Source organism: Aestuariivirga sp., from assembly GCF_020252395.1.
Classification (GTDB): domain Bacteria; phylum Pseudomonadota; class Alphaproteobacteria; order Rhizobiales; family Aestuariivirgaceae; genus Aestuariivirga.
Genome location: NZ_JADCDB010000027.1, coordinates 65,021 through 85,693, shown reverse-complemented (window position 1 = coordinate 85,693; position 20,673 = coordinate 65,021). Strand labels below are relative to the sequence as shown.

The window sequence follows — 20,673 nt, the reverse complement described above, 5'->3', positions numbered from 1 at the left end:
GCTTAAATCCGCTCAGCCGCAACACCTGTGGAAATGTGGACAAGGCTCCGCCTTGCCCACAGTCCCACAGGAGAACAAAAGACAAGAAGCGGACATTTGATGTGCTACCAAAACCGGACAAGTTAATTAGCTATCGACACATGGGTGGCCATTCGCAGCCTGAAGGGAAACCATTCTCCCGGTCCGGGGATCTCCAAGCCAGTGGAGACAGGAGAAGCACTGTTCTCCCCCTTGCTGCGGATTCCGATCCCTATCCCCAGCAAATCCCGTGACCGGAACGGCGCAGTCCCTCAGAAACCGGGCGTGACCTTCCCCTCCACGGCCGGTTTCCTCGCTTTGTTGCGCGCTGCAACGGAAGGTGGTTGATCGCGCCCGGGCCTGCATGCTTTCATCGTCCGCAAGGGGAGGCGGAAATGCAGCGGCGGCGGATCATTCTTGCTTTCATGGCGGGCTGTCTCGCCCCGGCCGTGGCGCGGGCCGATGCGCCGGCCGGCCTCGACAGCTTGATCGCGGCGCTGGCGCCAGCGCCCTCGGGCGAGGCGCTGGCGCAGATCCCCGATCCCGGCCGCAAGCTGCTCGCGCTCCGCAGCTACCTCCGCTATGGCAGGGGCCTCTCCGAACGCTGGAGCTGGACGGCGGAAGAGGTGAAGGCCTTTGGCGGCTCTCCGGCATACACGGCGCTGATGGCCGAGATCGCCGCCGTAAATGCCCATTTCAACGCGGCCAATCCCGGCTACGAACTCTATGTGCTCACCACCGTGCGAAGCCTCGACGAGCAGATCGCCAAGTGGAATTCCAACGAGTCGGTGGGTGTGGGCGCGGCAGAAATCCTTGGCGCCTACAGCGTGGCCTTCGGCAAGGCCGGGGTGCAGCCCGCCGATGCCGCAGCCACGAAGCTGGCCGCCTGGCTTCGCGCCTTCCAGCCGGCGAAGCGGGCCAATCTCGCGGCGCCCGGCCTGACGCTGCATGGCCGGGCCAGTGCTATCGACTTCCAGGTGATGAAGGACGGCAGGATTTACGCTGGCGCCAGCGAAAAGCTGGTCGCCAGCGTGTGGCGGGCGGAAGGCTGGGATGTGAAACTCAACGCCAGCATAACGGCCGCGGGGCCGTCCTTCTCCGGGCCGCTGACCAATCCTGACGAGCCTTGGCACTATGACTATTCGCCGAAGCCGCCTGGGTGAGGACGGCGCAGGTTCTTAGGGAACCTGGTCCTCGATGCCGTATATGTCGTCGTCGGAGAGGCCGAAATGGTGGCCGATCTCGTGGACCAGCACATGGGTGACGACGTCACCCAGCGTCTCGTCATGCTCGGCCCAGTAGTCGAGGATGGCGCGGCGGTAGAGGAAGACCATGTTGGGCATGCGCCCCGTTTCCGGGACCGCCGCGTCATGGGCGAGGCCTACGCCCTGGAACAGGCCGAGAAGATCGAAAGGACCGGCGTCCATGTCCTTCTGCACCTCTTCCGTGGGGAAGTCGGAGACGGAAATGACCACCTCGCCGCAAAGCGCGCGAAAATCGTCTGGCAGGTCCCTGAACGCCTCTGCCGCCAATTCTTCGATGTCACTGAGGGAAGGAGCGGAGAGTCCGGCCAGCCGGTGTTCCGCCATGGAGACGGCGTTACTGGCAGCTGCCGGCGCAGCTGCTGGCCGGGCCGGTCATGGCCTGCACGGTTGTAAGGCCGGCGAGACCGCCGGTAACGAGGGTCAGCAGCACAAGAGCGAGGAAAATGCGACGCAAAAACTTCGCGTCAGCCTGAACAGATGAACCAGCCACTGAATACCCCCACTCGAATGTTGACGCCGACTTTAGCCTCGGAACCACCCTATCGCCACTTTGGTGACATAAGGATTAACGAAAGGTTCAACAACAGTTAACGATCTGCATCTCAACCGTGTTGCGACCATCGACTTTCGGGGCCGGTGCCTTGTCCCTGCCGGGGTTTTCCCCGTTCCGGAACGCCTGCAACGTATAGCTGCTAGCCGAGCCGGCTGTGGTTCGCAAATGAACTTTCCAGGCCGAAAATTTCAAAGCGCAATCAATGGGTAGGCCCACTCGCCCCGGTGAACCCCGCCGGGGTGGCGGGGCCGTTCTGCAAAATCATTGGAGCGGACGTCAGGCGCCTTTGCGCACGTCGACGAAGCGGCCGGCAAGCGCCGCCGCGGCGGCCATTTCGGGGGACAGCAGGTGAGTGCGGCCCTTGTAGCCCTGGCGGCCCTCGAAATTGCGGTTGGAAGTGGAGGCGCAGCGCTGGCCGGGCTTCAGTTGATCCGGGTTCATGCCGAGGCACATGGAGCAGCCGGGCTCGCGCCACTCGAAGCCCGCGGCCTTGAAGATCTTGTCCAGGCCCTCGGCCTCGGCCTGCTCCTTCACCAGGCCTGAGCCCGGAACGATCATCGCATAGGCGAGGCGGTCCGACACCTTCTTGCCCTCGACGACCCTGGCCACCGTGCGCAGGTCTTCGATGCGGCCATTGGTGCAGGAGCCGATCCACACGACGTCGAGCTCGACGTCGGTCATCCTGGTTCCCGGCTTCAGGCCCATGTATTCGAGTGCCCGCCATTTGGACTGGCGCTTGCCCTCGTCCTGGATATCGTCCGGATTGGGAACGCTTCCGGCGATCGAAACGACATCCTCCGGGCTTGTGCCCCAGGAGACGATCGGCGGCAGGCTCGCGGCATCGAGTGTGACCACTCGGTCGAAGTGGGCGCCCTCGTCCGTCGCCAGCGTGTCCCAGTAGCGGCGCGCCTTGTCCCATGCCTCGCCCTTGGGCGCCATGGGGCGGCCGTCGAGATAGGCATAGGCCTTCTCGTCGGGTGCGATCATGCCGGCGCGGGCCCCGCCCTCGATGGTCATGTTGCACACCGTCATGCGGCCTTCCATGGACAAGCCGCGGATCGCCTCGCCCGCGAATTCGATGACCGAGCCGGTGCCGCCCGCCGTGCCGATCTCGCCGATGACGGCGAGGATGATGTCCTTGGCGGTCGAGTGCTTCGGTAGCTTGCCGTCGACCTTGACCAGCATGTTCTTGGCCTTCTTCTGGATCAGCGTCTGGGTGGCGAGCACATGCTCGACCTCGGACGTGCCGATGCCATGGGCCAGCGCTCCGAAAGCGCCGTGGGTCGAGGTGTGGCTGTCGCCGCAGACGATGGTGGTGCCGGGGAGCGTGAAGCCCTGTTCCGGACCCACAACGTGGACGATGCCCTGGCGCTTGTCGAGCTCGTTGAAATACTTGACGCCGAACTCGGCGGCATTTTTCGCCAGCGTCTCGACCTGGATGCGGCTTTCCTCTTCCGCGATGCCGTGCGAGCGGTCGGTCGTCGGCACGTTGTGGTCGACGACGGCAAGGGTCTTCTCCGGGTGGCGCACCTTGCGGCCGGTCATGCGCAGCCCCTCGAAGGCCTGGGGGCTTGTCACTTCATGGACAAGATGGCGGTCGATGTAGAGAAGGCAGGTCCCGTCCTCGGCTTCATGGGCCAGATGGTCGTCCCAGATCTTGTCATACAGCGTGCGCGGCTTGGCCATGGGGGTGATCGCCTTCGGGAAGAATTGGATTTTGGGGCGTATTTAGCGGCTTGGGGCTTCAAGTCAAACCCCCGCGGGCTCACTCTGGCGTAATGCGGAAATCCGCCCCCTCGGGGAGCGTCTGGCCGCCGTCGACGATGATGGTCGTGCCGGTGATGTAGGAGGCTTCGTCGGATGCGAGGAACAGCGCGCAGTTGGCGATGTCGCGGGGCGTGCCAAGGCGGCCGAGCGGCACCGCGTTCTCCATGGATTTGATGAAGGCCTCCGAACGGTGCATCTGCATGCCCGACGTGAGGATGTTGCCCGGCTCGATGCCGTTGACGGTGATGCCATAGCCGGAGAACTCAAGCGCCGCCGACTTGATGAAGCCGTTGATGCCCGCCTTCGACGCCGAATAATGACCGTGGCCGGGGCTGGTCACCCGCGGGCCGGTGATCGAGGAGGTGAAGATCATGCGGCCCGCCTTCTTCTGCTTCATGTGCGGCAGGGCCGCCCGCGCCGCGAGAAAGGTGCCCTTGAGGTTCACCGCCAGCACCTTGTCCCATTCTTCAGGCGAGGTGTTCTCGATCAACGTCCAGGGATAGATGCCGGCGTTCTGGACCAGGATGTCGAGGTTGCCGAAGCCGTCGAGTGCCGTCTGCACCGCGCGCTGAGCGTGGTCCAGGCGCGAGATGTCGGTTTCGATGAACAGGCCCTTGAGCCGCGCCGCGGTCTCCTTGCCGGCTTCGGCCTCGGTGTCGGCGATCACCACTCTCGCGCCCTCTTCCACGAATCGCTGGGCCACGCCCTCGCCGATGCCGCGCGCGGCGCCGATCACCAGCGCGACTTTGCCTTCAAGCCGTCCCATCATGCGAACCTCTGGCGGATCTGAATTTTCAATGTGTCGAGCAGCACCGCGGCGAGAACGAGAAGGCCGAGGATCACCTGCGTGTAATGCGCGGGCAGGCCCATCAGGTTGATGGCGGTGTGGATCGATGAGAGCAGCAGCACGCCGGCATAGACGCCCGGCAGTTTGCCCACACCGCCCTTGAGGCTCACGCCGCCGATGACCACGGCCGCAAAGGCGTTGAACAGCATGCCGGTGCCGAGATTGGCGGTCGCGCCGCTCGTGCGGATGGCGAGCAGCCAGCCGGCGAGGCCCGCGATGGCGCCGGCGAGAATGAAGGAGATGAACATCAGCCGGTCGACCTTGATGCCCGCCCGGAAAGCCGCCACCGCATTGCCGCCGATCAGGGTCACGTGGCGTCCGAAGGGGGTGCGTCCCATGATGAAGGAGAACATCACGAAGCAGATGATGGCGATCCAGGCCATTAGCGGAATGTAGAGCACCTGTTCGATGCCAATGGAGCGCAGCGAGGGCGACAGGTCTTGTGCCGAGCGACCGCCCGAGATCGCCACCACAAGGCCGCGGACCCAGATGTAAGAGGCGAGCGTTACAATGAAGGCGTTCATCTTGAGCTTGATGGTGAAGAAGCCGTTGAGGAAGCCGATGAGGCCGCCCACCGCAAGCGAGATGACGAGCGAGACGGGGATGACCAGCCATTCCGGCGCGAACGTCAGCCCCATGCCGATGCCGCGCGAGCAGAACAAGATGCCGGTGATCATGGCAGCCAATGCAGCGGTCGATTCCACGGAGAGGTCCATGTGACCCGCGATGATGACGATGGCGAGGCCGATGGCCATCACGCCCACGAAGGTCGACTGCTCGACGATGTTGGCGAAGATGCCGATCTGGAAGAAATTCGGCACGAAGATCGAGAAGGCGATCAGCACCGCCGCGAGCATGAACCAGACGAGATGGTCAAGAATGAATTCTGCGGTTGCACGCTGGCGGGGTGAGGTCATGGGATGGTCCAGTTGTTTCCTCCCGGACGTCACCCCGGCGCGAAAGCCGGGATGACGTGAGAGAGGCCTGTTGCGTTGTTCGTTACTGCACCGGCATGATCTTGTCGGCGGGCGCTTTCAGGTTGCCCCAGAAGCGCGGTTCGTCGACGTTCTCCTTGGTGATGGCGGCGCCCGGGATCTTGATGTTCGGACCCCACTTCTCGATGGTCATCACCGAGTCGAGGCCGAGCACGTTGTAGTTGCCGGGCTTGATCTCCTGCTTGTTCACCACCTTGTCGGCGAACATGGCAAGGGCGGCGGCCTGGGCATAGAGCGGCTGTTCCACCTCGACGTTGAGCCAGCCCTTGCGGATCAGGTCAAGGCCCACGGGGGCGCCGTTGGACGAGATCATCATCACGTCGCCCGGCTTCTTGCCCTTGGCCTCCAGTGCCGCCACCGCGGCCACCGAGAGATGAGCGGCGTGCAGGAAGATCAGGTCGATGTCGGGGTTCGCCACCATCTGGTCGGACACGATGGTGCCGGCGTTGGAGGCTTCCCACTGCATGGCGGGCAGCGAAATGATCTGAACGCCGGGGAACTCCTTCATCTTGTCCTCGAAGCCCTTCTGGATGTCGAGGGAGTAGGGGTCGGCGGGATCGCCCAGCACCTGCAGAACCTTGCCCTTCACCGCCCCGTTCTTCTCCTTCAGCAGGCGCTGGATCTCGCCCGCCGCAACCTGGCCGATCTCGATCGTTCCGGCGACCGAGGTGAGGTCTGACGGCGTCGAGGTGATCTGGCGGTCGAAGATCATGACCGGGATGCCGGCCGCGCGCGCCTTGTCGATCGACGGAGCGAGCGCGTTGAAATCCACCGCGGCGAGGATGATCGCCGAGGGCTTCTGCAGGATGGTGTCGTTCATCTGGCTCTGCTGCAGGTCGGTCTTGTTGTCGGCGTTCAGCGTCACGACCTCGTAGCCCACGTCATCCATGAATTTTGTAATGGCGTTGACCGACTCGGTCTGGAACTCGTCCAGCAGGGTCGGCACCATGTAGTAGATCTTGCCCTTCGTGTCGGCGAAGGCAGGCGAGACAACGCCCATCGCGGCAATCGCGATGGAGGCGGTCAGAAGGCGGCGCAGTCGGTTCATGTTCGTCTCCTTGTTTGGCTTTGGTCCGGTTCAGTTTGGGATAGGGCCGTTCGGCCTCGTTTCTTGGGTTTGGCCCGAAGGCTTGCCGTAAGCCTGAGCCTCGCCGGTGATAAGCCCTACGACTTCATCGGGGCTCGTCTGTTTCGCCGGCACGTCTCCCGCGACGCGGCCCTGGCGGATGACCACGATGCGGTCCGCCACCTGGAAGGCCTGCTGCATGATGTGGGTGATGACGATGACGCCGATCCCCTGGCCTGCGATGCGCCTGATGAGGCCGAGGCCGCGCCGCGTCTGCTCGACGCCCAAGGCCGCGAAGGGCTCGTCGAGCAGCACCAGCTTGCCGCCCCAATGGGCGAAGCGGTTCAACTCTATCGCCTGGCGCTGGCCGCCCGAGAGATGCTCGACATTGGTGCGCAAGCTGGGAATGCGCGTGCCGGCATTCTGCAGCGCCTGCGCCACCACGGCCTCCATCTCCTTTTCCTGCAGCACGGGGATGAAACCGAGCCACTTCTTCACCATCTCGCGGCCCATGAAGAAATTGCCGACCACGTCGACATTGGTGCACAGAGACAAGTCCTGATAGACGGTCTCGATCCCCTGCGCCTTCGCCTCGGCCGGCGTTGGGAAGAAGCGCTCCTCGCCGTCGAACACCATGCGCCCAGCACTCGCCTTCAGGCCGCCGGATATAATCTTGACGAGGGTCGACTTGCCCGCGCCATTGTCGCCCAGGAGCGCCACCACCTCGCCCTTGCCGACCTTGAAGGAGACACCCCGCAGCGCCTCGATGGCGCCGAAGTTCATGCGGATGTCGTCGAGTTCGAGGAGAGTGGGAAAGCTCATGCCACGCGGCTCCTTGGGAAGAGGGGGTCGTTTGCCGGGGCATCGGCCTGGCCGAAGCGCGGCGACAGCACGCCCGAGAAGGCGAGCGAGGCCGCCCCGCGCAGTACCGCGTTCTGCCCCGAGGCGGAGCGCATGAGGCGCTGCGCCGTGCGCCCCTTGCGGTCAGCAACCGACGTCGGCAGCGGATTGGCGGCGGAGACCAGCGCGCCCAGCAGATCGTCATCCATGATGCCGCCGATCACCACGGTCTCGGGGTCGAAGAGGTTCTCGATGGTCACGATGGCGCTGCGCAGCAAAGGGGCTGCTTCCGCGATCCAGGCCGGCTGCCCGATGATGGGGGCGCGGCGCTGAAAGGCTTCGAGCGAGACGTAGCGCTCGAGACAGCCCCTGTTGCCGCAGGAGCAGGGCTGGCCATCGGGCACCAGCGGCACATGGCCGATCTCGCCGGCGTTGCCATAGAAGCCGCGCATCGGCACGCCGTCCTTCACCATGGCGCCGCCGAGACCGACGCCGAAATAGAGATAATAGAAGGCGCTCACATTGCGGCCTGCGCCGTGGAGGCTCTCGCCGAGGGCCGCCGCCGCCATGTCATTCTCGACGAAGGCGGAAAGCCCTGTGGATTCCGACAGCCGCTGCGCCACGGCCACGCCGCGCCAGCTTTCGAGCGTTGTGGGACCGACGAAACTCATCGACTCGACGTCGAATGGGCCGGGCATGGCAAGGCCCACGCCAACCAGCAGGCGGCCGGCGGTCTGGGCACGGAAGCCCTTCACCAGCTTGCCAATCTCGCGGAAGCTGTCTTCCGGGCCGGGCGGCGGCATATCCAGCCGCCTGGCGGCGACGATGGTTCCGGCGAGGTCGACGAGGGCCGCCTCGATGCCAAGCGGCGTGACGTGAACGCCCACTGCATAGGCTCCCTGCCGGTTGAGTCTGAGGCTCATGGGCGGTGAGCCGCGGCTTTTCTTGTGGGTGCGCTCGCCGGAAATCAGGCCGAGCTCTTCCAACTCGCGGATGATGTTGGCCACCGTCTGGACAGTCAGGCCCACCCGCCGCGCGATCCCGGCGCGTTCGATCGGCCCGTGCTGGCGGATCGTTTCGAGCACGATCCGCCGGTTGTACGGCCTGCCGAATTCCTGGTTCGTCCCCTTGAGGGACATGGTTTCATCCCCGCTTTTGAGTAGCGATGATGCGCCGAATCCCGAATAATGCAAATGAATTTATGATTGGCGAAGGAGTTGAGCGATCTGCCCGCCCACCAATTTTGCCTCTCCTGGCTTCAGGCACATGGGGTTGACCGTCACGACGCCCTTGTCACGCTGGGCGGGGTCCAGCGCCACGGCCGTCTCGCCCGCCTGCAGCCTGAGGCAGAGTTCGGTCGGGCTCATCCGGTCAGGGTCGAGCGTGATCTCGACGGTCGGCACCGCGCCCGTGTCGTTGCTCCCGGTAATGGTGACGAGAAAGCCGTCGAGTTCCGCCACCACCGTCTCGCAGTCCTTCAGCCAGCGCGCATGGCGCACCGCATCGCCCTCGGCGATGAACAGGCGGAGCGCGGTCAGGAGGCCCACGATCTCCTCCTTCCCTGCCTTGCAGCTCCGCCCGATGCCGTGCTGTGGGGCACCCTTGAGCCGCGCCTTGTCGATCAGGCCCGCAGGCGGCTCCCACATGTCCCAGAACACGTCGAGGTCGAGGTGCTGGAGGGCCGCCGCCATCACGAGGTCGCGCCGTCCCGCCAGGATGCCGCTCGCCTGCGGCCCGCCCAGCGCCTTGCCGCCCGAGAAGGCGACGAGGTCCGCACCCTCCGCGATGAAGCGCCGGAGATTGGCCTCGGGCGGCAATTGTGCCGCGGCATCGACCAGCACCGGCACGCCGCGCGCATGGGCCACGGCCGTGACCTCGGCCACCGGCGGCTGCGACTGCGCATCGGCGACGTAGAAGACGCAAGCCGTCCGGCCGGTGATGGCGTCGTCGATCTCCCAGGCTTCCGCATCGCGCACGCCGGCCCCGGCATAGCGATCGGGCAGTCCCACCTCGACGATGGAGAGGCCTGCGGCGCGGATCGCATGGTCATAAAAATTGCGCTGGCTCCGCACCATCACGCATTCGTTCTTCATGCCTGTGGTATCCGGAAGGCGGGCCATCCGGCCGGGGTCCAGCCCGGTGATGCAAGCGGCCGCGCCGATCAGCAGGCAGGCCGAGGCGCCTGAGGCCACATAGCCCGCTTCCGCCCCCGTCGCCTCCGCAATGATGCGCGAGGCCGCGGCCTGCAGCTCCGCGATGTCAACACAGGCCTGCGAGGCCTCCACCATGGCGGCGGAGACCTCGGGCCGCATAATGCCGCCCGAGAGCCGCGTCGCGGCGCCCTTCGCGTTAATGAGGGTGCGCACACCCAGTTCGCCATAGACCGTCACGCCACGCTCCACATTCAGGTCAGTTTATGCGCGCGCCGTCAGAGCCGATCAAGCCAGTCGGCGATGGCGGGAAACTCCGGCCGGAAATAGGCGATCATCCGGCCCTCGGGTGCGCCCGTCGCCGCCTCGCCCCACGGCGCCACGCCATGCACAAGGTGGCGGTGCGCCAGTACGGCGTCTCCGGGCGAGGAGGGGAGCGCCACCCGCTCGCACACCGCGAAGACCTGCCGCCGCGCTTCCCGATAGGCATCGGTAACATCGATCCCGCGCCACGTCCCGGGCGGCCTCCCTGCGAAGGCCGTGGCGAACATCGCCGTCATGATGCGGTGCGAGCCCTTCCACACGGTCAGCGGTGCGGCATCTCCAGACTGCTCGGTCAGCGTCACCCCCAGGATATAGGCATGCGGCTCCCGAAGGTGGCGCCGCTTCTCCGGCCCTTCGGCGAGCAATCCGTCCACATGCGCGGCATCGCGGTTGCGGCGGAAGCGATAGGCAGCCGCGCTCTCCTCCGCCGAGGGCTGGGGATAGCCCCGATAGCAGACGGAGACCTGGGCGCGGTGCAGCGGCAGGCTGACGCCCAGTTCGTCCCGCACGAAGTCCATCGCCGCTCCCGCCAGCGGCGGCCCGCCCGGCAGCCGCCCGGCCGCGTCGTTGGGCAGCGCATCGACGCCGACGAACCACGTGCCGCCGCAGCGCAGCCAATGCGCCTGAGCGGGGTCGCGCGCCGCCGCGGCCGCGAAGCCGCGGGCATGGCGGGCCCAGGCCAGCAGCGGCTCCTCAACCGCAAAGCGCAGGAAACCATCGGCGAGAAAGCTGTCAAGAAGGCCCATGCTTGTTCCCTAGCACGGGCCGCGCCGTCTTCAAGCAGGGCCCCGCGGCATTCGGGCCTGCGGGAAACTCCGGATCATGGTGAAGAACTCCTGAATGAACTGCAGCGCCCAAGGCAAGGCCATGGCGGCTGAAGAGGATCCAAACCGGCGAAAGCCACTCGCATAGGCTGCAAACACCAGTGCTAGATGGACAATTACAACCTTAAAGCGTTCATGTGCCACCACTCTTGACCCACATCAAAGAGGTTCCACGCCACGCTCTCCCCATATTTCAACCACATGAGGCTGCCAAATGCGGGCCCGAAAGCAACGGGCAAGCGGCCAGGGGGCCACGGATTGCCGCAAACAAAGGGTTTCAGTACATGAACCTTCGTACCGCTCTTGCGGCAAGCCTGACTGCTGCCACCATATTCTCCCTCGCCGGCATTGCCGCTGCGGCGCCACTTGCCCGCGCCGAGGTCACCAAGCTGTTTCCGGGCCAGTTCGAGGCCCAGGTGAGGGGTTACCGCGTCAACTTCGCCGGCACCCGTGGCGGCTCCATCACTGGCATGGCCTATGGCCAGCAGGACACCGGACGCTGGTACATGCAGGGCGCGGCACTCTGCGTCTCCTTCGACAAGTGGACCAAAGGCGAGGCCAAGTGCGGCCGCATCAGCCAGCAGGGCGGCTGGTATGTCGCCAAGGGGGCTGACGGCGAACTGCTGAAGTTCCGCCGCACCGACCTTGCCCAGAACTGATCGCACGCCGGGCTGAGGGCGGCAGGCCGCTGCCATCGGCCCAGCTGCGGTTGACCTGGCCTGCGCCTCGCGCCAAGCTGGCGCGATGATCGAACGGGATTTGACGGCATTGCATTCTTCGACATCACGCGGCATGACGCCGCGCTTTTTTCCGCGCCCGCTGGCGGCGGCCGCCATCTGCCTCAGCCTGCTCGCGGGCTGCGCCAGCCTGCCGAGAGGCGAGCTTCAGACACTGGGGTCGGAAGTCGTCAGGGAAAAGGTCGATTTCCAGACGCTGGATGCCGGCGCCAAGCGCGCCAAGGCCGCCTATTCCTCCCCCGCTGCAATCCGTGCCGCCTATCCCAAGACGGTCCGCGTGGCCACGCCGGGCGGCCGCGACGTGCAGTATTTCATCGAGCGGGACGACAAGGCCAAGGTCCAGTACATCACCGTGCGCGGCACCACGGACGACACCACGCTGAAGGAGGATTTCGATACCAAGGTGCGGTCCGACCGCGCCACCAAGATCCCCGTCCACTCCGGCTTCGACCTCGATGCCCGCGCCGTGTGGACGGATGCCCAGCCTTACCTCAAAAGCGGCTATCAGACCTACGTTGTCGGACATTCGCTCGGCGGCGCCGTGGCGGCCATCCTCGGCATCTACATGATCGAGGACGGATATAAGGTGGACAAGATCTACACCTACGGCCAGCCGCGCTTCACCACAGCAGATGGCGTCAAGCAACTGGGCTTCCTGCCGCTGCTGCGGGTGGTTGACGAGAACGACCTCGTGCCGGTGCTGCCACCCGGCATGATGGGCAACAAGAAATATGGCCGCTACGAGCAGGTAGGCCCCGAGATCATCCTGCTGGAAGGTCCGGACTACGTCTACCTGCCAGGCGCGGTGGCGGCCGAACTGAGCTACGGCGAATTCTGGCGTGACCTGCACGTGGCGGACCTTAAGGACCACAAGCTCGACAACTATATCCGCCGCATTGAGGACAAGTTCGCAGCGAGCCGTCAGGTGGCCTATAATTCGCGCGAGACCTACGTTGCCAAGAAGAAGGTGGTGGCAAGCCTGCAGCCCGGACAGCGATGACCCCCGCCGAAGCCCGCCGCGAACAGTGCCGAGGGCCTGTCCGGCCCCTGCCGTTAACTTAACTTTTCGTTTACGATTGCCCGAGACCCGGCCCCAAGGCATGTTTACGCCACATTAACGATATGGCCAAGGCATGGGGATGGGGAAAATCGCAAAGGAAGTGGCGCTGCTGCTGGGTTGGCTTCTGACCCTCGCCAGCCCGTCTTTCGCCGGCAGCAGCCAGAAGGTCTTCGCCTTCGCCCGTGAATACTCCGAGACCCTGCCGCCCATCGGCTTCGTCGAGTTCTGCCAGCGCAGCCCCAAGAACTGCCAGCCGGACGGCGCGCGCGCCCGCCGCATTGCCATGACCGGGGAAAAGTGGCTGCTGGTGCGCATGGTCAACGCCTTCGTTAACGGCGCCATCGCGCCGGTCACCGACGAGACGCTCTATGGCACCGCCGAATACTGGACGATCCCGACCGACGCAGGCGACTGCGAAGACGTGGTGCTGCTCAAAAAGAAAGTCCTGACGTCCAAGGGCATTCCGGAGGAGGCGCTGCGCATCACTGTGGTGCTGGACGAGCATGGCGAAGGCCATGCCGTGCTCACCCTCACGGCTGCAGCGGGCGATTACATCCTCGACAACCGCCGCAACGATATCCGCTCGTGGGGCGATACGGGCTATACAATGCTGAAGCGCCAGTCGGCGCAGGACCCGCGCAAGTGGGTATCGCTCGAGCCGGCCCGACCGGGTTCGGCCATTGCCGGCACGGCCAGCAAGTAACCGGAAAGCGCGCCCATGACCGGACTTCCCTTCCGCATCCTCTCCACCATCGCCATCGCGTTGTTCTTCTCCAGCAAATGGGTGCGCCGCGCGGCGGCGGCCGTCGCGGTCTCCGCGGTGATGGTCGCGGTGCAGAACCAGGACATGCTGCAGGCGCTGGCAGGCGAGCAGTCGGGCCAAGTCTCGCTGCTCAGGGCGCTTTCTGCCATTTCCGGAGGCTGACCCTCCCGCGACTCCCAGGCAGGTGGACAGGGGCAGCCCTGGCGGGCCGAGGGGGGCGCTTATGTGGGAACACGTTACAAGGCTGAGGTCGATGCGCTGGTGGCTGGCCCATGCGGCGGCACTTGCGCATGTGCTGCCGGTCCTCGTCGGGCAGTTGCCGCAGCCGCCACTTTCGGCATCAGCTTATCGACGATCGGCCTGGCCTTGGGGGCCGGGCGTGAACAGGTCGGGGCTGTAGAGCACATCGCGCGACTGGCCGCCCTCGACGATGGCGATCTTCCCCGATAACTTGAAATCGCGCCCCAGATGGAACATCCGTACCGGGCAGCGCAAACCCTTGAACAGCGCACTCCCCAGCTTGAACGCGATCTGCTGACAGGCATCGAAGTCGATCTTCTCCGGCAGCTCGGCGCCGCGCACCGGCGTGGATGCGAAGGGCTTCAGCAACATCTCGCGCGCCGTGGCAATGACGCTGTCGAAGCGGAACGGAACCGGACCCCGCAGGGCGATGCCCCCGATCTCCTGCGCCGCCACGGCGGGCGCCGATTCGGCAAGGCCGGAGGCCGCCGCCGCGGGGAAGAAGGCACGTCTGGAGAGGGTCCGGTTCATGGCGATAATGCCGACGGTTCGGAAAGTGGTTTGCAATACTGACCGGGCCTCCGCATGCAATCGAAGAGTGGCGGCGGCATGTTGGACGTATCGGGAGTGGCGCTCAGTCTTCGACAGGCTGCATGCTGGCCCGCGCGGCGATCCAGCAGCCGGCGATGATCAGGCCGGCGCCGGCCAGCGTCTCCCATGACACGGCTTCGCCGAAGAAGAACCAGCCCAGCGCGATGGCCCAGATGAAGGCCGTGTATTCGGTGCTGATCAGGTATTGCGCCTCGGCCCTCGCATAGGCCCAGCTCATGAGATATTGGCCCGTGAGCGACAAGGCCGTCACCCCCATCAGCGGCGGCCACAGCTCTGGCGGCAGCAGGCTCGCAAGCCAAGGCGCCGCGAGGCTCATGATGATCAGCAGGCAGAGGTTCTGGAAGAACATGATGTCGATGGGTTTGGCGATCTGCGCCTGCTTGCGCGTGAGCACCAGGTTGAAACCGTAGAAGATGGTGGAGATCAGGATGGACAACGTGCCGAGCAGTGTGTCCTGCGTGTAGGCCGCGCCGCCGAACTGTCCCGCCACGATCGCGGCGACGCCGGCAAAGCCCAGCATTGCCGCCCACACCGCCTGGGCGCGGATGCGCTCGCCCAGCAGCAGAGCCGCGAGAAACAGGGCAAAGAGCGGTGCGATGAAGCTGAGCCCGATGGCTTCCGCAAGTGGAAGCCGCGCCAGGCCCCAGAAGAAGGTGATGATGACGATGCCGACGATCGCCGCGCGCAGGGCGTGAAGCCGCATCGCGCCCAAGTCTGGCCGCACGCGAGAATTCACCGCCCAGCCGGCGGCGGACGCGATGGCCGCCAGCAGGCTGCGCCACAACACGATATTGTAGACGCCCGCCGCAAGCACCAGCGATTTCATCCCGGCATCCATGGCCGAGAGAAGAAAGATCGCCAGGGTGCACACCAGCACCGGTATGGTTGCAGACGCGGTGCTCCGCACGTGCATTGTCCCCGGTTCGAATCTGGCCGAACCGTGACACTCTATGGCAGACAACGGCCCCGGCTCATAGCGCCAGCGCGGAATGAAGCGATGCGGCAACTTCGGGGCATGTTGCGCCAGATCTTGGATCAGGGGCAGCTTCGGCGCCACAAGCGAGTCCACTTCCTCGCCCGATGCGCCAGCTGTGGAACCTCAACAGGTTGTCCTGCGATGACGGGAACCGGCTGATGGGCGATTTTGAATTTAGACTGCCGTGCGGTCTGTGCCAATTGTATCTGTGAAGCCAGATAGGCAGCTCGCAGGAGCGTTCGCGGGAGTCGGCATAGGTCCTGGCGTAGGCCCATTCGCGCAGCGCGGTTTGGATGAAGCGTTCAGACTTTCCGTTGGTTCTGGGCGTATAGGACTTGGCGCGGATGTGGCGGATCCTGAGGCGTTTGCAGGCGGCGGCGAAGTGCAATGACCTTCTGGACGGTCCCATCAGGCGTGGCCTCGCCTTGTTCTTCGAACCGCTTCACCACTTGCGCGCCGTCCGCGGGCAGACACCTGTGGCTCGTGCAGCGGCCTCCGGTGTCTGCCCGCTGAGCATCGCCATCACCAGCCGCTCTCGACCAAGCGGCGTCAATCGTGCATTCTTGCGAATGTTCATCCGGTCCTCCTTGAAGAGACTGAAGTGTCACAACCACAGCTTCCTCCATCCGGACCGGATGGACATCCTATTGAGAGATCACATTTAGGTTTTTTAGGTTTTTGCCTTACTCGCGCGCTCGATCGCCTCGAGGATCATCCGCTCGGCTTCGGCCGCGTTGCCCCAGCCCACCACCTTCACCCACTTGCCGGGCTCCAGGTCCTTGTAGTGCTCGAAGAAGTGCTCGATCTGCTGGCGCGTGATCTCGGGCAGGTCGGTGTATTCGTGGACGTTTTCATAGCGGCGGGTGAGCTTCGGGATTGGCACGGCGATGATCTTCTCGTCATGGCCGGCCTCGTCCCGCATCTTGAGCACGCCGACGGGTCGCACCGCGACGAGGGCGCCGGGAATGATGCCGCGCTGGTTGGCGATCAGCACGTCGATCGGGTCGCCGTCATCCGAGAGCGTGTGCGGAATGAAGCCGTAATTGCCGGGATAACGCATCGAGGTATAGAGAAAGCGGTCGACCACCAGGGTGCCCGCCGCCTTGTCCATCTCGTACTTGATCGGCTCGCCGCCGACCGGCACCTCGACGATGACATTGACTTCCTTGGGCGGGTTCTTGCCGATCGAGATAGCGTCGATGCGCATGGGACTTCCTTGGATGTGATCTCTCTGGCAGCCTCTCTGCCATGAGAATGGCGCTCTGGCTATGCTTCTTCTGTTTGTGGCCGGTGCCGTGCTTCTGGCGAAAACACCTGCGGTGATGGGCCATTCGATCGCGGCACGGCAGGCCCGCCGGTGGAGACCGGCGGCAGCGCGGCTTTCGCCGGCATCTGGCGCTGCACAGGGCCCGTTGCGATAAATCGTTATACTCGTGAAATCTGCCGTCAATAGACTGCCGCGAGGGGCGGTCTCATGCGTGCAAGAACTTGCAGACGATTGGCGCGTACGTGCTGCCACATGGAACAATGCCGGGTACGAGCCCGGGCGTCATGGACTTGAATGGAAAAAGGACTGCTTACGCCTCGCTCCCGGCTTCCTTCTGGCGGCTCACGCGCTTCCTTTCATGCGGGTCGAGGATGGCCTTCCTCAGGCGGATCGACTTTGGCGTCACCTCGACGAGTTCGTCCTCGCCGACATAGGCCAGCGCCTTCTCGAGCGACATCTTGATGGGAGGCGTGAGGATCAGCGCCTCGTCCTTGCCGGCTGCGCGGACGTTCGACAGCTTCTTGCCCTTGATCACGTTGAGCTCGAGGTCGTTGCCGCGCGTGTGCTCGCCCACGATCATGCCGGGATAGACCTTGGTGCCGTGCTCGATGAACATGGGCCCGCGGTCCTGCAGATTGAAGATGGCATAGGCCACGGCCTCGCCGTCGCTGTTCGAGATCAGCGCGCCGGTGTGGCGGCCGGGGATCTCGCCGAAATGCGGCGCATAGCCGTAAAAGATGCGGTTGAAGATCGCGGTGCCGCGCGTGTCGGACAGGAGTTCCGACTGGTAGCCGATGAGGCCGCGGGTGGGCGCGTGGAACACGATGCGCTGGCGGCCGACGCCGGAGGGACGCATGTCCTTCAGTTCGCCCTTGCGCTCGGAGAGCTTCTGGACGACAGCGCCGGTATAGGCCTCGTCGACGTCGATAATCACTTCCTCGACCGGCTCCATGCGCTCGCCGGTTTCCTCGTCCTGTTTGAACACCACGCGCGGACGGCCGACGGTGAGCTCGAAGCCCTCGCGGCGCATGGTCTCGATCAGGATGCCGAGCTGGAGTTCGCCGCGGCCCGCCACCTCGAAGGCGTCGGTCTCGTTTTCGGATGGCGTCACCTTGAGAGCGACATTGCCCTCCGCCTCGCGCAGCAGGCGCTCGCGGATGACGCGGCTCTGCACCTTGTCGCCTTCCTTGCCGGCGAGCGGCCCGTCATTGATGCGGAAGGTCATGGTCAGCGTCGGCGGGTCGATCGGCTGGGCGTGGATCGGCTCGGTGACGGTGGGGTCGCAGATCGTATCGGCCACCGTCGCGGTGGTGAGGCCGGAGATGGCGATGATGTCGCCCGCCTGCGCCTCGTCCACCGGCACGCGCTCAAGGCCGCGGAAGGCCAGCACCTTGGAGATGCGGCCCTGCTCGACGCTCTTGCCGTCGCGCGACAGTGCTTTAACCGCCTGGTTGGCCTTGATCGAGCCGGATGTCACCCGGCCCGTGAGCACGCGGCCGAGGAAGGGGTTGGACTCGATCGTCGTCACCAGCATGCGGAAGGGGCCTTCCTCCACGGTGGGTGCGTGGAAGTGCCTGACGATGAGGTCGAAGAGCGGCGCCATGTTGTCCTGCGGACCGGTGGGCGCGTCGGCCATCCAGCCCTGCTTGGCGGAGCCGTAGATGATAGGGAAGTCGAGCTGCTCCTCGTTGGCGTCGAGATTGGCGAAAAGGTCGAAGACCTCGTTCACCACCTCGTTGTGGCGCTCGTCCGGACGGTCGATCTTGTTGATGCAGACGATGGGCCTGAGGCCGATCTTGAGGGCCTTCTGCAGCACGAATTTGGTTTGCGGCATGGGGCCCTCGGCGGCGTCCACCAGAAGGACGGCGCCGTCCACCATGTTGAGGATGCGCTCCACCTCGCCCCCGAAATCGGCGTGGCCGGGGGTGTCGACGATATTGATCCGGGCGTCCTTCCAGTTGAGCGAGGTCACCTTGGCGAGGATGGTGATGCCGCGCTCACGCTCCAGGTCGTTCGAGTCCATGGCGCGCTCGGCCACCTTCTGATTTTCGCGGAACGAGCCCGACTGCGACAGGAGACGGTCGATCAGCGTGGTCTTGCCGTGGTCGACGTGGGCAATGATGGCGATATTGCGCAAATTCATGAGGGCGCACTGACTTTCTGCATGCGTTTGACTGGGAATTGCGGCGCGCTTAGCATGCGCAGAATGGAAAGGCAATTTAACGGTTGCTTCACCTTTGGCGATGTACTCAACTCGTCGAGGGTTCGCAATGTTCAACGGCCGTGACGACAAAGCCAATCGCACTCCGGTCTTCGTGACGCTCGCCGACGGCTCCGTGGTGACCGTATCCATCCGCATGCCGCTGTCCAACCGGCTGGGGGACGCGCTAAACAATGGCGACATTTTCCTCGATGCCGTCTCGCCCTCCGGCCAGCAGCAATACATTTCCAAGTCGATGATCAGGTCGGTGCGCTCCGCCAATGTGCCCAACACCGACCAGCTCGATGTCAGCCCCAGCGCCCCCGGCACGGCCAATTTCGACCCTTATCAGGTGCTCAAAGTGGCGAAGAACGCGAGTCCGGATGAGATCCGCCAAGCCTATCACCGTATGGCCAAGCTCTATCACCCTGACCGCATCTCTTCCTTCGACCTGCCCGACGAGGTGATGGACTATGTCCGCGCCATGCTGGTGCGGATCAACCTCGCTTTCGAGCAGATCGGCGGCTAGCTCAGGCCGGCAGGAAGCTGTCGAGCGCGGCGAAGAACTGGCGGCGGATAATGTCCTGCTCGCCCAGGATCTCGTGCTTGGCGTTGGGGATGAAGGTCAGCGCCACGCCGGGCACCCGGCGCGCAAGGCGGCGGATTCCTTCATTGCCCACCACGCGGTCGGCGCCCGCCGCAACGATCAGCACGGGTGCTGTGGTTTTCCGCATGCGGCGGATGCTGGAAATCGATTTTCTCGCGGCTCCCAGCCAGCCGAAGGTGGGTCCGCCGAGGCCCAGCTGCGGGGCCGCCTCAAGTGTCGAGCTGTCGCGCTCCCAGCGGCGGCGGTCGGAGGTGAGCGGGTTGCCGGGGAAATCGGCGCGGCCCATGGGCGCCCGGTGCACATGTGGCAGGAAGAAGTTGGCGAGGCCGGTGAACCACATGGTGTTGAGCAGAAGCCACACCACCGGCTTCGGCCATGGCCCATAGACGATTTCCACAAGCGGCGACACGAGAACGGCGCGGTCGAACCACTTTTGCTTGCGGAGCAGGCGCAGCAGCACATGCGCCCCGGTCGAATGGCCCAGAGCGAAATAGGGCGCTGGGCAGGACGGAATGACGAGCCTCTCCATCAGCGTGCGCACGTCCTTGTCGAAGCCGGCGAAGCTTCGCGTGCGGTCGCGGTAGGGCTGGCGCTTGGGGCGCTGGGAGCCGCCCTGACCTCGCATGTCGAGGGCCACCACGGCGTAGCCGCGCGCCATCAGATCCCGTGTGGTTTCGAAATAGCGTTCGATGAAATCGCCGCGCCCGCCGAGAATGACGAAGGTGCCGCGCGGGTTCTCCGGCACGGCCTTCATTGCCCGCAGCCGCAGCCTGCCGCGCGTCACCAGTTCCACGCATTCCGCCCCCGGCGGCAGCGGGTTCTCTGGCGTGGGATGGAGGACAGCCGGGCACATGCCTCAGGGCAGCTTCTTGACTTCGGTGATCTCGCCGCTCGCCGGATCGAGCTTGATCGCAAAACTCCTGCCGCCGCGCTTGGCGTTGAAGGCATAGAGCTTGCCGGAGCAGGAGGAGGCTTCAACGCTGGAGAAGCCGAAGCCGCTCACCACCTCAGTGGCCTTCTCGCAGCTGAGCGGAGCGCCGCCGGCGGGATTGGGCGCAGCCCCGGCCGAGGCCGTTTTCTGCGGCAGGGCGGGATTGGCGGGCGCCGCTTGCTTCGCCGGAGCTGTGACCGTACTGGCGGCGGGCTTGGCCGGCTTTGGCTTTGCCGGGGCGGCCGGCTGCGGCTCGTAATAGCTTTCGTCGATCTGCGGCTTTTTCTTCTTCTTTTCGAAGAGCTTGTTGTACTCCTCTTCGGTCAGTGTGTAGTCGCCGAAGAGCAGACGCAGGCCCGGAATATTGCGGACGATGGGCGGGCCGGAATAGGTCCCTGTATTGACCGGCGGCGGCTCGCCCTGTTTTCCGCCCGCCATGGCTGGGCCGCTCGTCCCCAGCGCCAGCAGCGCCACGCCGGCCAGGCTCACACCGCGAATGATCGACGATCCCCACATTGCCTCTTACCTCTCGGCTTCCGGCCATAAGGCCGCCGCATGTCAAGTCAAACAGATGACGCGGCCATGCGCAACCGCTGACGTCCACATTGTGTGAAGCTTCATGGCCATTCTG

22 protein-coding genes and 1 pseudogene are annotated in these 20,673 nt (G+C 64.8%); 6 read left to right on the top strand and 17 right to left on the bottom strand.

Features of this window, described 5'->3' with window-relative positions; genetic code table 11:
- Positions 1 to 413 precede the first annotated feature (413 nt).
- Complete coding sequence (locus tag IOC82_RS12825) at positions 414 to 1,181, top strand: hypothetical protein (RefSeq protein WP_290546585.1); 768 nt, start codon at positions 414 to 416, stop codon at positions 1,179 to 1,181.
- A gap of 15 nt (positions 1,182 to 1,196) precedes the next feature.
- Here IOC82_RS12825 and IOC82_RS12820 read toward each other — a convergent pair whose 3' ends face one another.
- From IOC82_RS12820 to IOC82_RS12780, 9 genes are all read right to left on the bottom strand, one after another.
- Positions 1,197 to 1,607 carry a metallopeptidase family protein gene (locus tag IOC82_RS12820; RefSeq protein ID WP_290546584.1) on the bottom strand — a complete coding sequence of 137 codons (411 nt, stop codon included), beginning with the start codon at positions 1,605 to 1,607 and terminating at the stop codon, positions 1,197 to 1,199.
- Positions 1,608 to 2,112: 505 nt separating this feature from the next.
- On the bottom strand, positions 2,113 to 3,522 hold the full coding sequence (leuC, locus tag IOC82_RS12815) for a 3-isopropylmalate dehydratase large subunit (RefSeq protein ID WP_290546583.1): 1,410 nt from the start codon (positions 3,520 to 3,522) through the stop codon (positions 2,113 to 2,115).
- A gap of 79 nt (positions 3,523 to 3,601) precedes the next feature.
- Entirely contained in the window at positions 3,602 to 4,372 is a 771-nt protein-coding gene (locus IOC82_RS12810) for an SDR family NAD(P)-dependent oxidoreductase (RefSeq protein WP_290546582.1), read from the bottom strand.
- Positions 4,369 to 5,367 carry an ABC transporter permease gene (locus tag IOC82_RS12805; protein WP_290546581.1) on the bottom strand — a complete coding sequence of 333 codons (999 nt, stop codon included), beginning with the start codon at positions 5,365 to 5,367 and terminating at the stop codon, positions 4,369 to 4,371. The genes IOC82_RS12810 and IOC82_RS12805 overlap by 4 nt, the downstream gene beginning before the upstream one ends.
- Positions 5,368 to 5,449: 82 nt before the next feature.
- Positions 5,450 to 6,484: a sugar ABC transporter substrate-binding protein gene (locus IOC82_RS12800; RefSeq protein WP_290546591.1), complete on the bottom strand. Its 1,035-nt coding sequence runs from the start codon at positions 6,482 to 6,484 to the stop codon at positions 5,450 to 5,452.
- A gap of 39 nt (positions 6,485 to 6,523) precedes the next feature.
- The gene (locus IOC82_RS12795) at positions 6,524 to 7,333 is read right to left on the bottom strand and encodes an ATP-binding cassette domain-containing protein (RefSeq protein WP_290546580.1); all 810 of its coding nucleotides are present in this window, start codon (positions 7,331 to 7,333) and stop codon (positions 6,524 to 6,526) included.
- Entirely contained in the window at positions 7,330 to 8,490 is a 1,161-nt protein-coding gene (locus tag IOC82_RS12790) for an ROK family transcriptional regulator (protein ID WP_290546579.1), read from the bottom strand. The genes IOC82_RS12795 and IOC82_RS12790 overlap by 4 nt, the downstream gene beginning before the upstream one ends.
- A gap of 60 nt (positions 8,491 to 8,550) precedes the next feature.
- The gene (locus IOC82_RS12785) at positions 8,551 to 9,741 is read right to left on the bottom strand and encodes an aminotransferase class V-fold PLP-dependent enzyme (protein WP_290546578.1); all 1,191 of its coding nucleotides are present in this window, start codon (positions 9,739 to 9,741) and stop codon (positions 8,551 to 8,553) included.
- Between the two features lie 38 nt (positions 9,742 to 9,779).
- Positions 9,780 to 10,571, bottom strand: coding sequence for a hypothetical protein (locus IOC82_RS12780; RefSeq protein ID WP_290546577.1), 792 nt, complete (start codon positions 10,569 to 10,571; stop codon positions 9,780 to 9,782).
- Between the two features lie 362 nt (positions 10,572 to 10,933).
- On the opposite strand from IOC82_RS12780, the gene IOC82_RS12775 reads away from it, so the two are divergent.
- The 4 genes from IOC82_RS12775 to IOC82_RS12760 all read left to right on the top strand — a co-directional run bounded on the left by IOC82_RS12775 (position 10,934) and on the right by IOC82_RS12760 (position 13,371).
- Positions 10,934 to 11,308, top strand: coding sequence for a hypothetical protein (locus IOC82_RS12775; protein WP_290546576.1), 375 nt, complete (start codon positions 10,934 to 10,936; stop codon positions 11,306 to 11,308).
- A 133-nt stretch (positions 11,309 to 11,441) separates the two neighbouring features.
- The gene (locus IOC82_RS12770; RefSeq protein WP_290546575.1) at positions 11,442 to 12,386 is read left to right on the top strand and encodes a lipase family protein; all 945 of its coding nucleotides are present in this window, start codon (positions 11,442 to 11,444) and stop codon (positions 12,384 to 12,386) included.
- Between the two features lie 139 nt (positions 12,387 to 12,525).
- Positions 12,526 to 13,149, top strand: coding sequence for a transglutaminase-like cysteine peptidase (locus IOC82_RS12765; RefSeq protein WP_290546574.1), 624 nt, complete (start codon positions 12,526 to 12,528; stop codon positions 13,147 to 13,149).
- Between the two features lie 15 nt (positions 13,150 to 13,164).
- Positions 13,165 to 13,371 carry a hypothetical protein gene (locus tag IOC82_RS12760; RefSeq protein WP_290546573.1) on the top strand — a complete coding sequence of 69 codons (207 nt, stop codon included), beginning with the start codon at positions 13,165 to 13,167 and terminating at the stop codon, positions 13,369 to 13,371.
- Between the two features lie 183 nt (positions 13,372 to 13,554).
- Here IOC82_RS12760 and IOC82_RS12755 read toward each other — a convergent pair whose 3' ends face one another.
- From IOC82_RS12755 to typA, 6 genes and pseudogenes are all read right to left on the bottom strand, one after another.
- The gene (locus IOC82_RS12755) at positions 13,555 to 13,980 is read right to left on the bottom strand and encodes a glucan biosynthesis protein (protein WP_290546572.1); all 426 of its coding nucleotides are present in this window, start codon (positions 13,978 to 13,980) and stop codon (positions 13,555 to 13,557) included.
- A gap of 103 nt (positions 13,981 to 14,083) precedes the next feature.
- Positions 14,084 to 14,968, bottom strand: a complete 885-nt coding sequence (locus IOC82_RS12750; RefSeq protein WP_290546571.1) for a DMT family transporter — start codon at positions 14,966 to 14,968, stop codon at positions 14,084 to 14,086.
- 184 nt (positions 14,969 to 15,152) lie between these two features.
- Positions 15,153 to 15,407 (bottom strand): annotated as a pseudogene (locus IOC82_RS12745) (integrase core domain-containing protein); the annotation flags it as partial.
- A 72-nt stretch (positions 15,408 to 15,479) separates the two neighbouring features.
- Positions 15,480 to 15,614, bottom strand: coding sequence for a leucine zipper domain-containing protein (locus IOC82_RS12740; RefSeq protein ID WP_290546570.1), 135 nt, complete (start codon positions 15,612 to 15,614; stop codon positions 15,480 to 15,482).
- Positions 15,615 to 15,707: 93 nt separating this feature from the next.
- Positions 15,708 to 16,244, bottom strand: coding sequence for an inorganic diphosphatase (ppa, locus tag IOC82_RS12735; protein ID WP_290546569.1), 537 nt, complete (start codon positions 16,242 to 16,244; stop codon positions 15,708 to 15,710).
- 370 nt (positions 16,245 to 16,614) lie between these two features.
- Positions 16,615 to 18,447 (bottom strand): translational GTPase TypA, encoded by a 1,833-nt coding sequence (gene typA, locus IOC82_RS12730; protein ID WP_290546568.1) that lies wholly within the window; start codon positions 18,445 to 18,447, stop codon positions 16,615 to 16,617.
- Between the two features lie 127 nt (positions 18,448 to 18,574).
- On the opposite strand from typA, the gene IOC82_RS12725 reads away from it, so the two are divergent.
- Positions 18,575 to 19,033, top strand: coding sequence for a J domain-containing protein (locus tag IOC82_RS12725; protein WP_290546567.1), 459 nt, complete (start codon positions 18,575 to 18,577; stop codon positions 19,031 to 19,033).
- 1 nt (position 19,034) lies between these two features.
- Here IOC82_RS12725 and IOC82_RS12720 read toward each other — a convergent pair whose 3' ends face one another.
- Entirely contained in the window at positions 19,035 to 19,964 is a 930-nt protein-coding gene (locus IOC82_RS12720; protein WP_290546566.1) for an alpha/beta hydrolase, read from the bottom strand.
- Positions 19,965 to 19,967: 3 nt separating this feature from the next.
- Positions 19,968 to 20,558, bottom strand: coding sequence for a hypothetical protein (locus tag IOC82_RS12715; protein WP_290546565.1), 591 nt, complete (start codon positions 20,556 to 20,558; stop codon positions 19,968 to 19,970).
- Positions 20,559 to 20,673 lie beyond the last annotated feature (115 nt).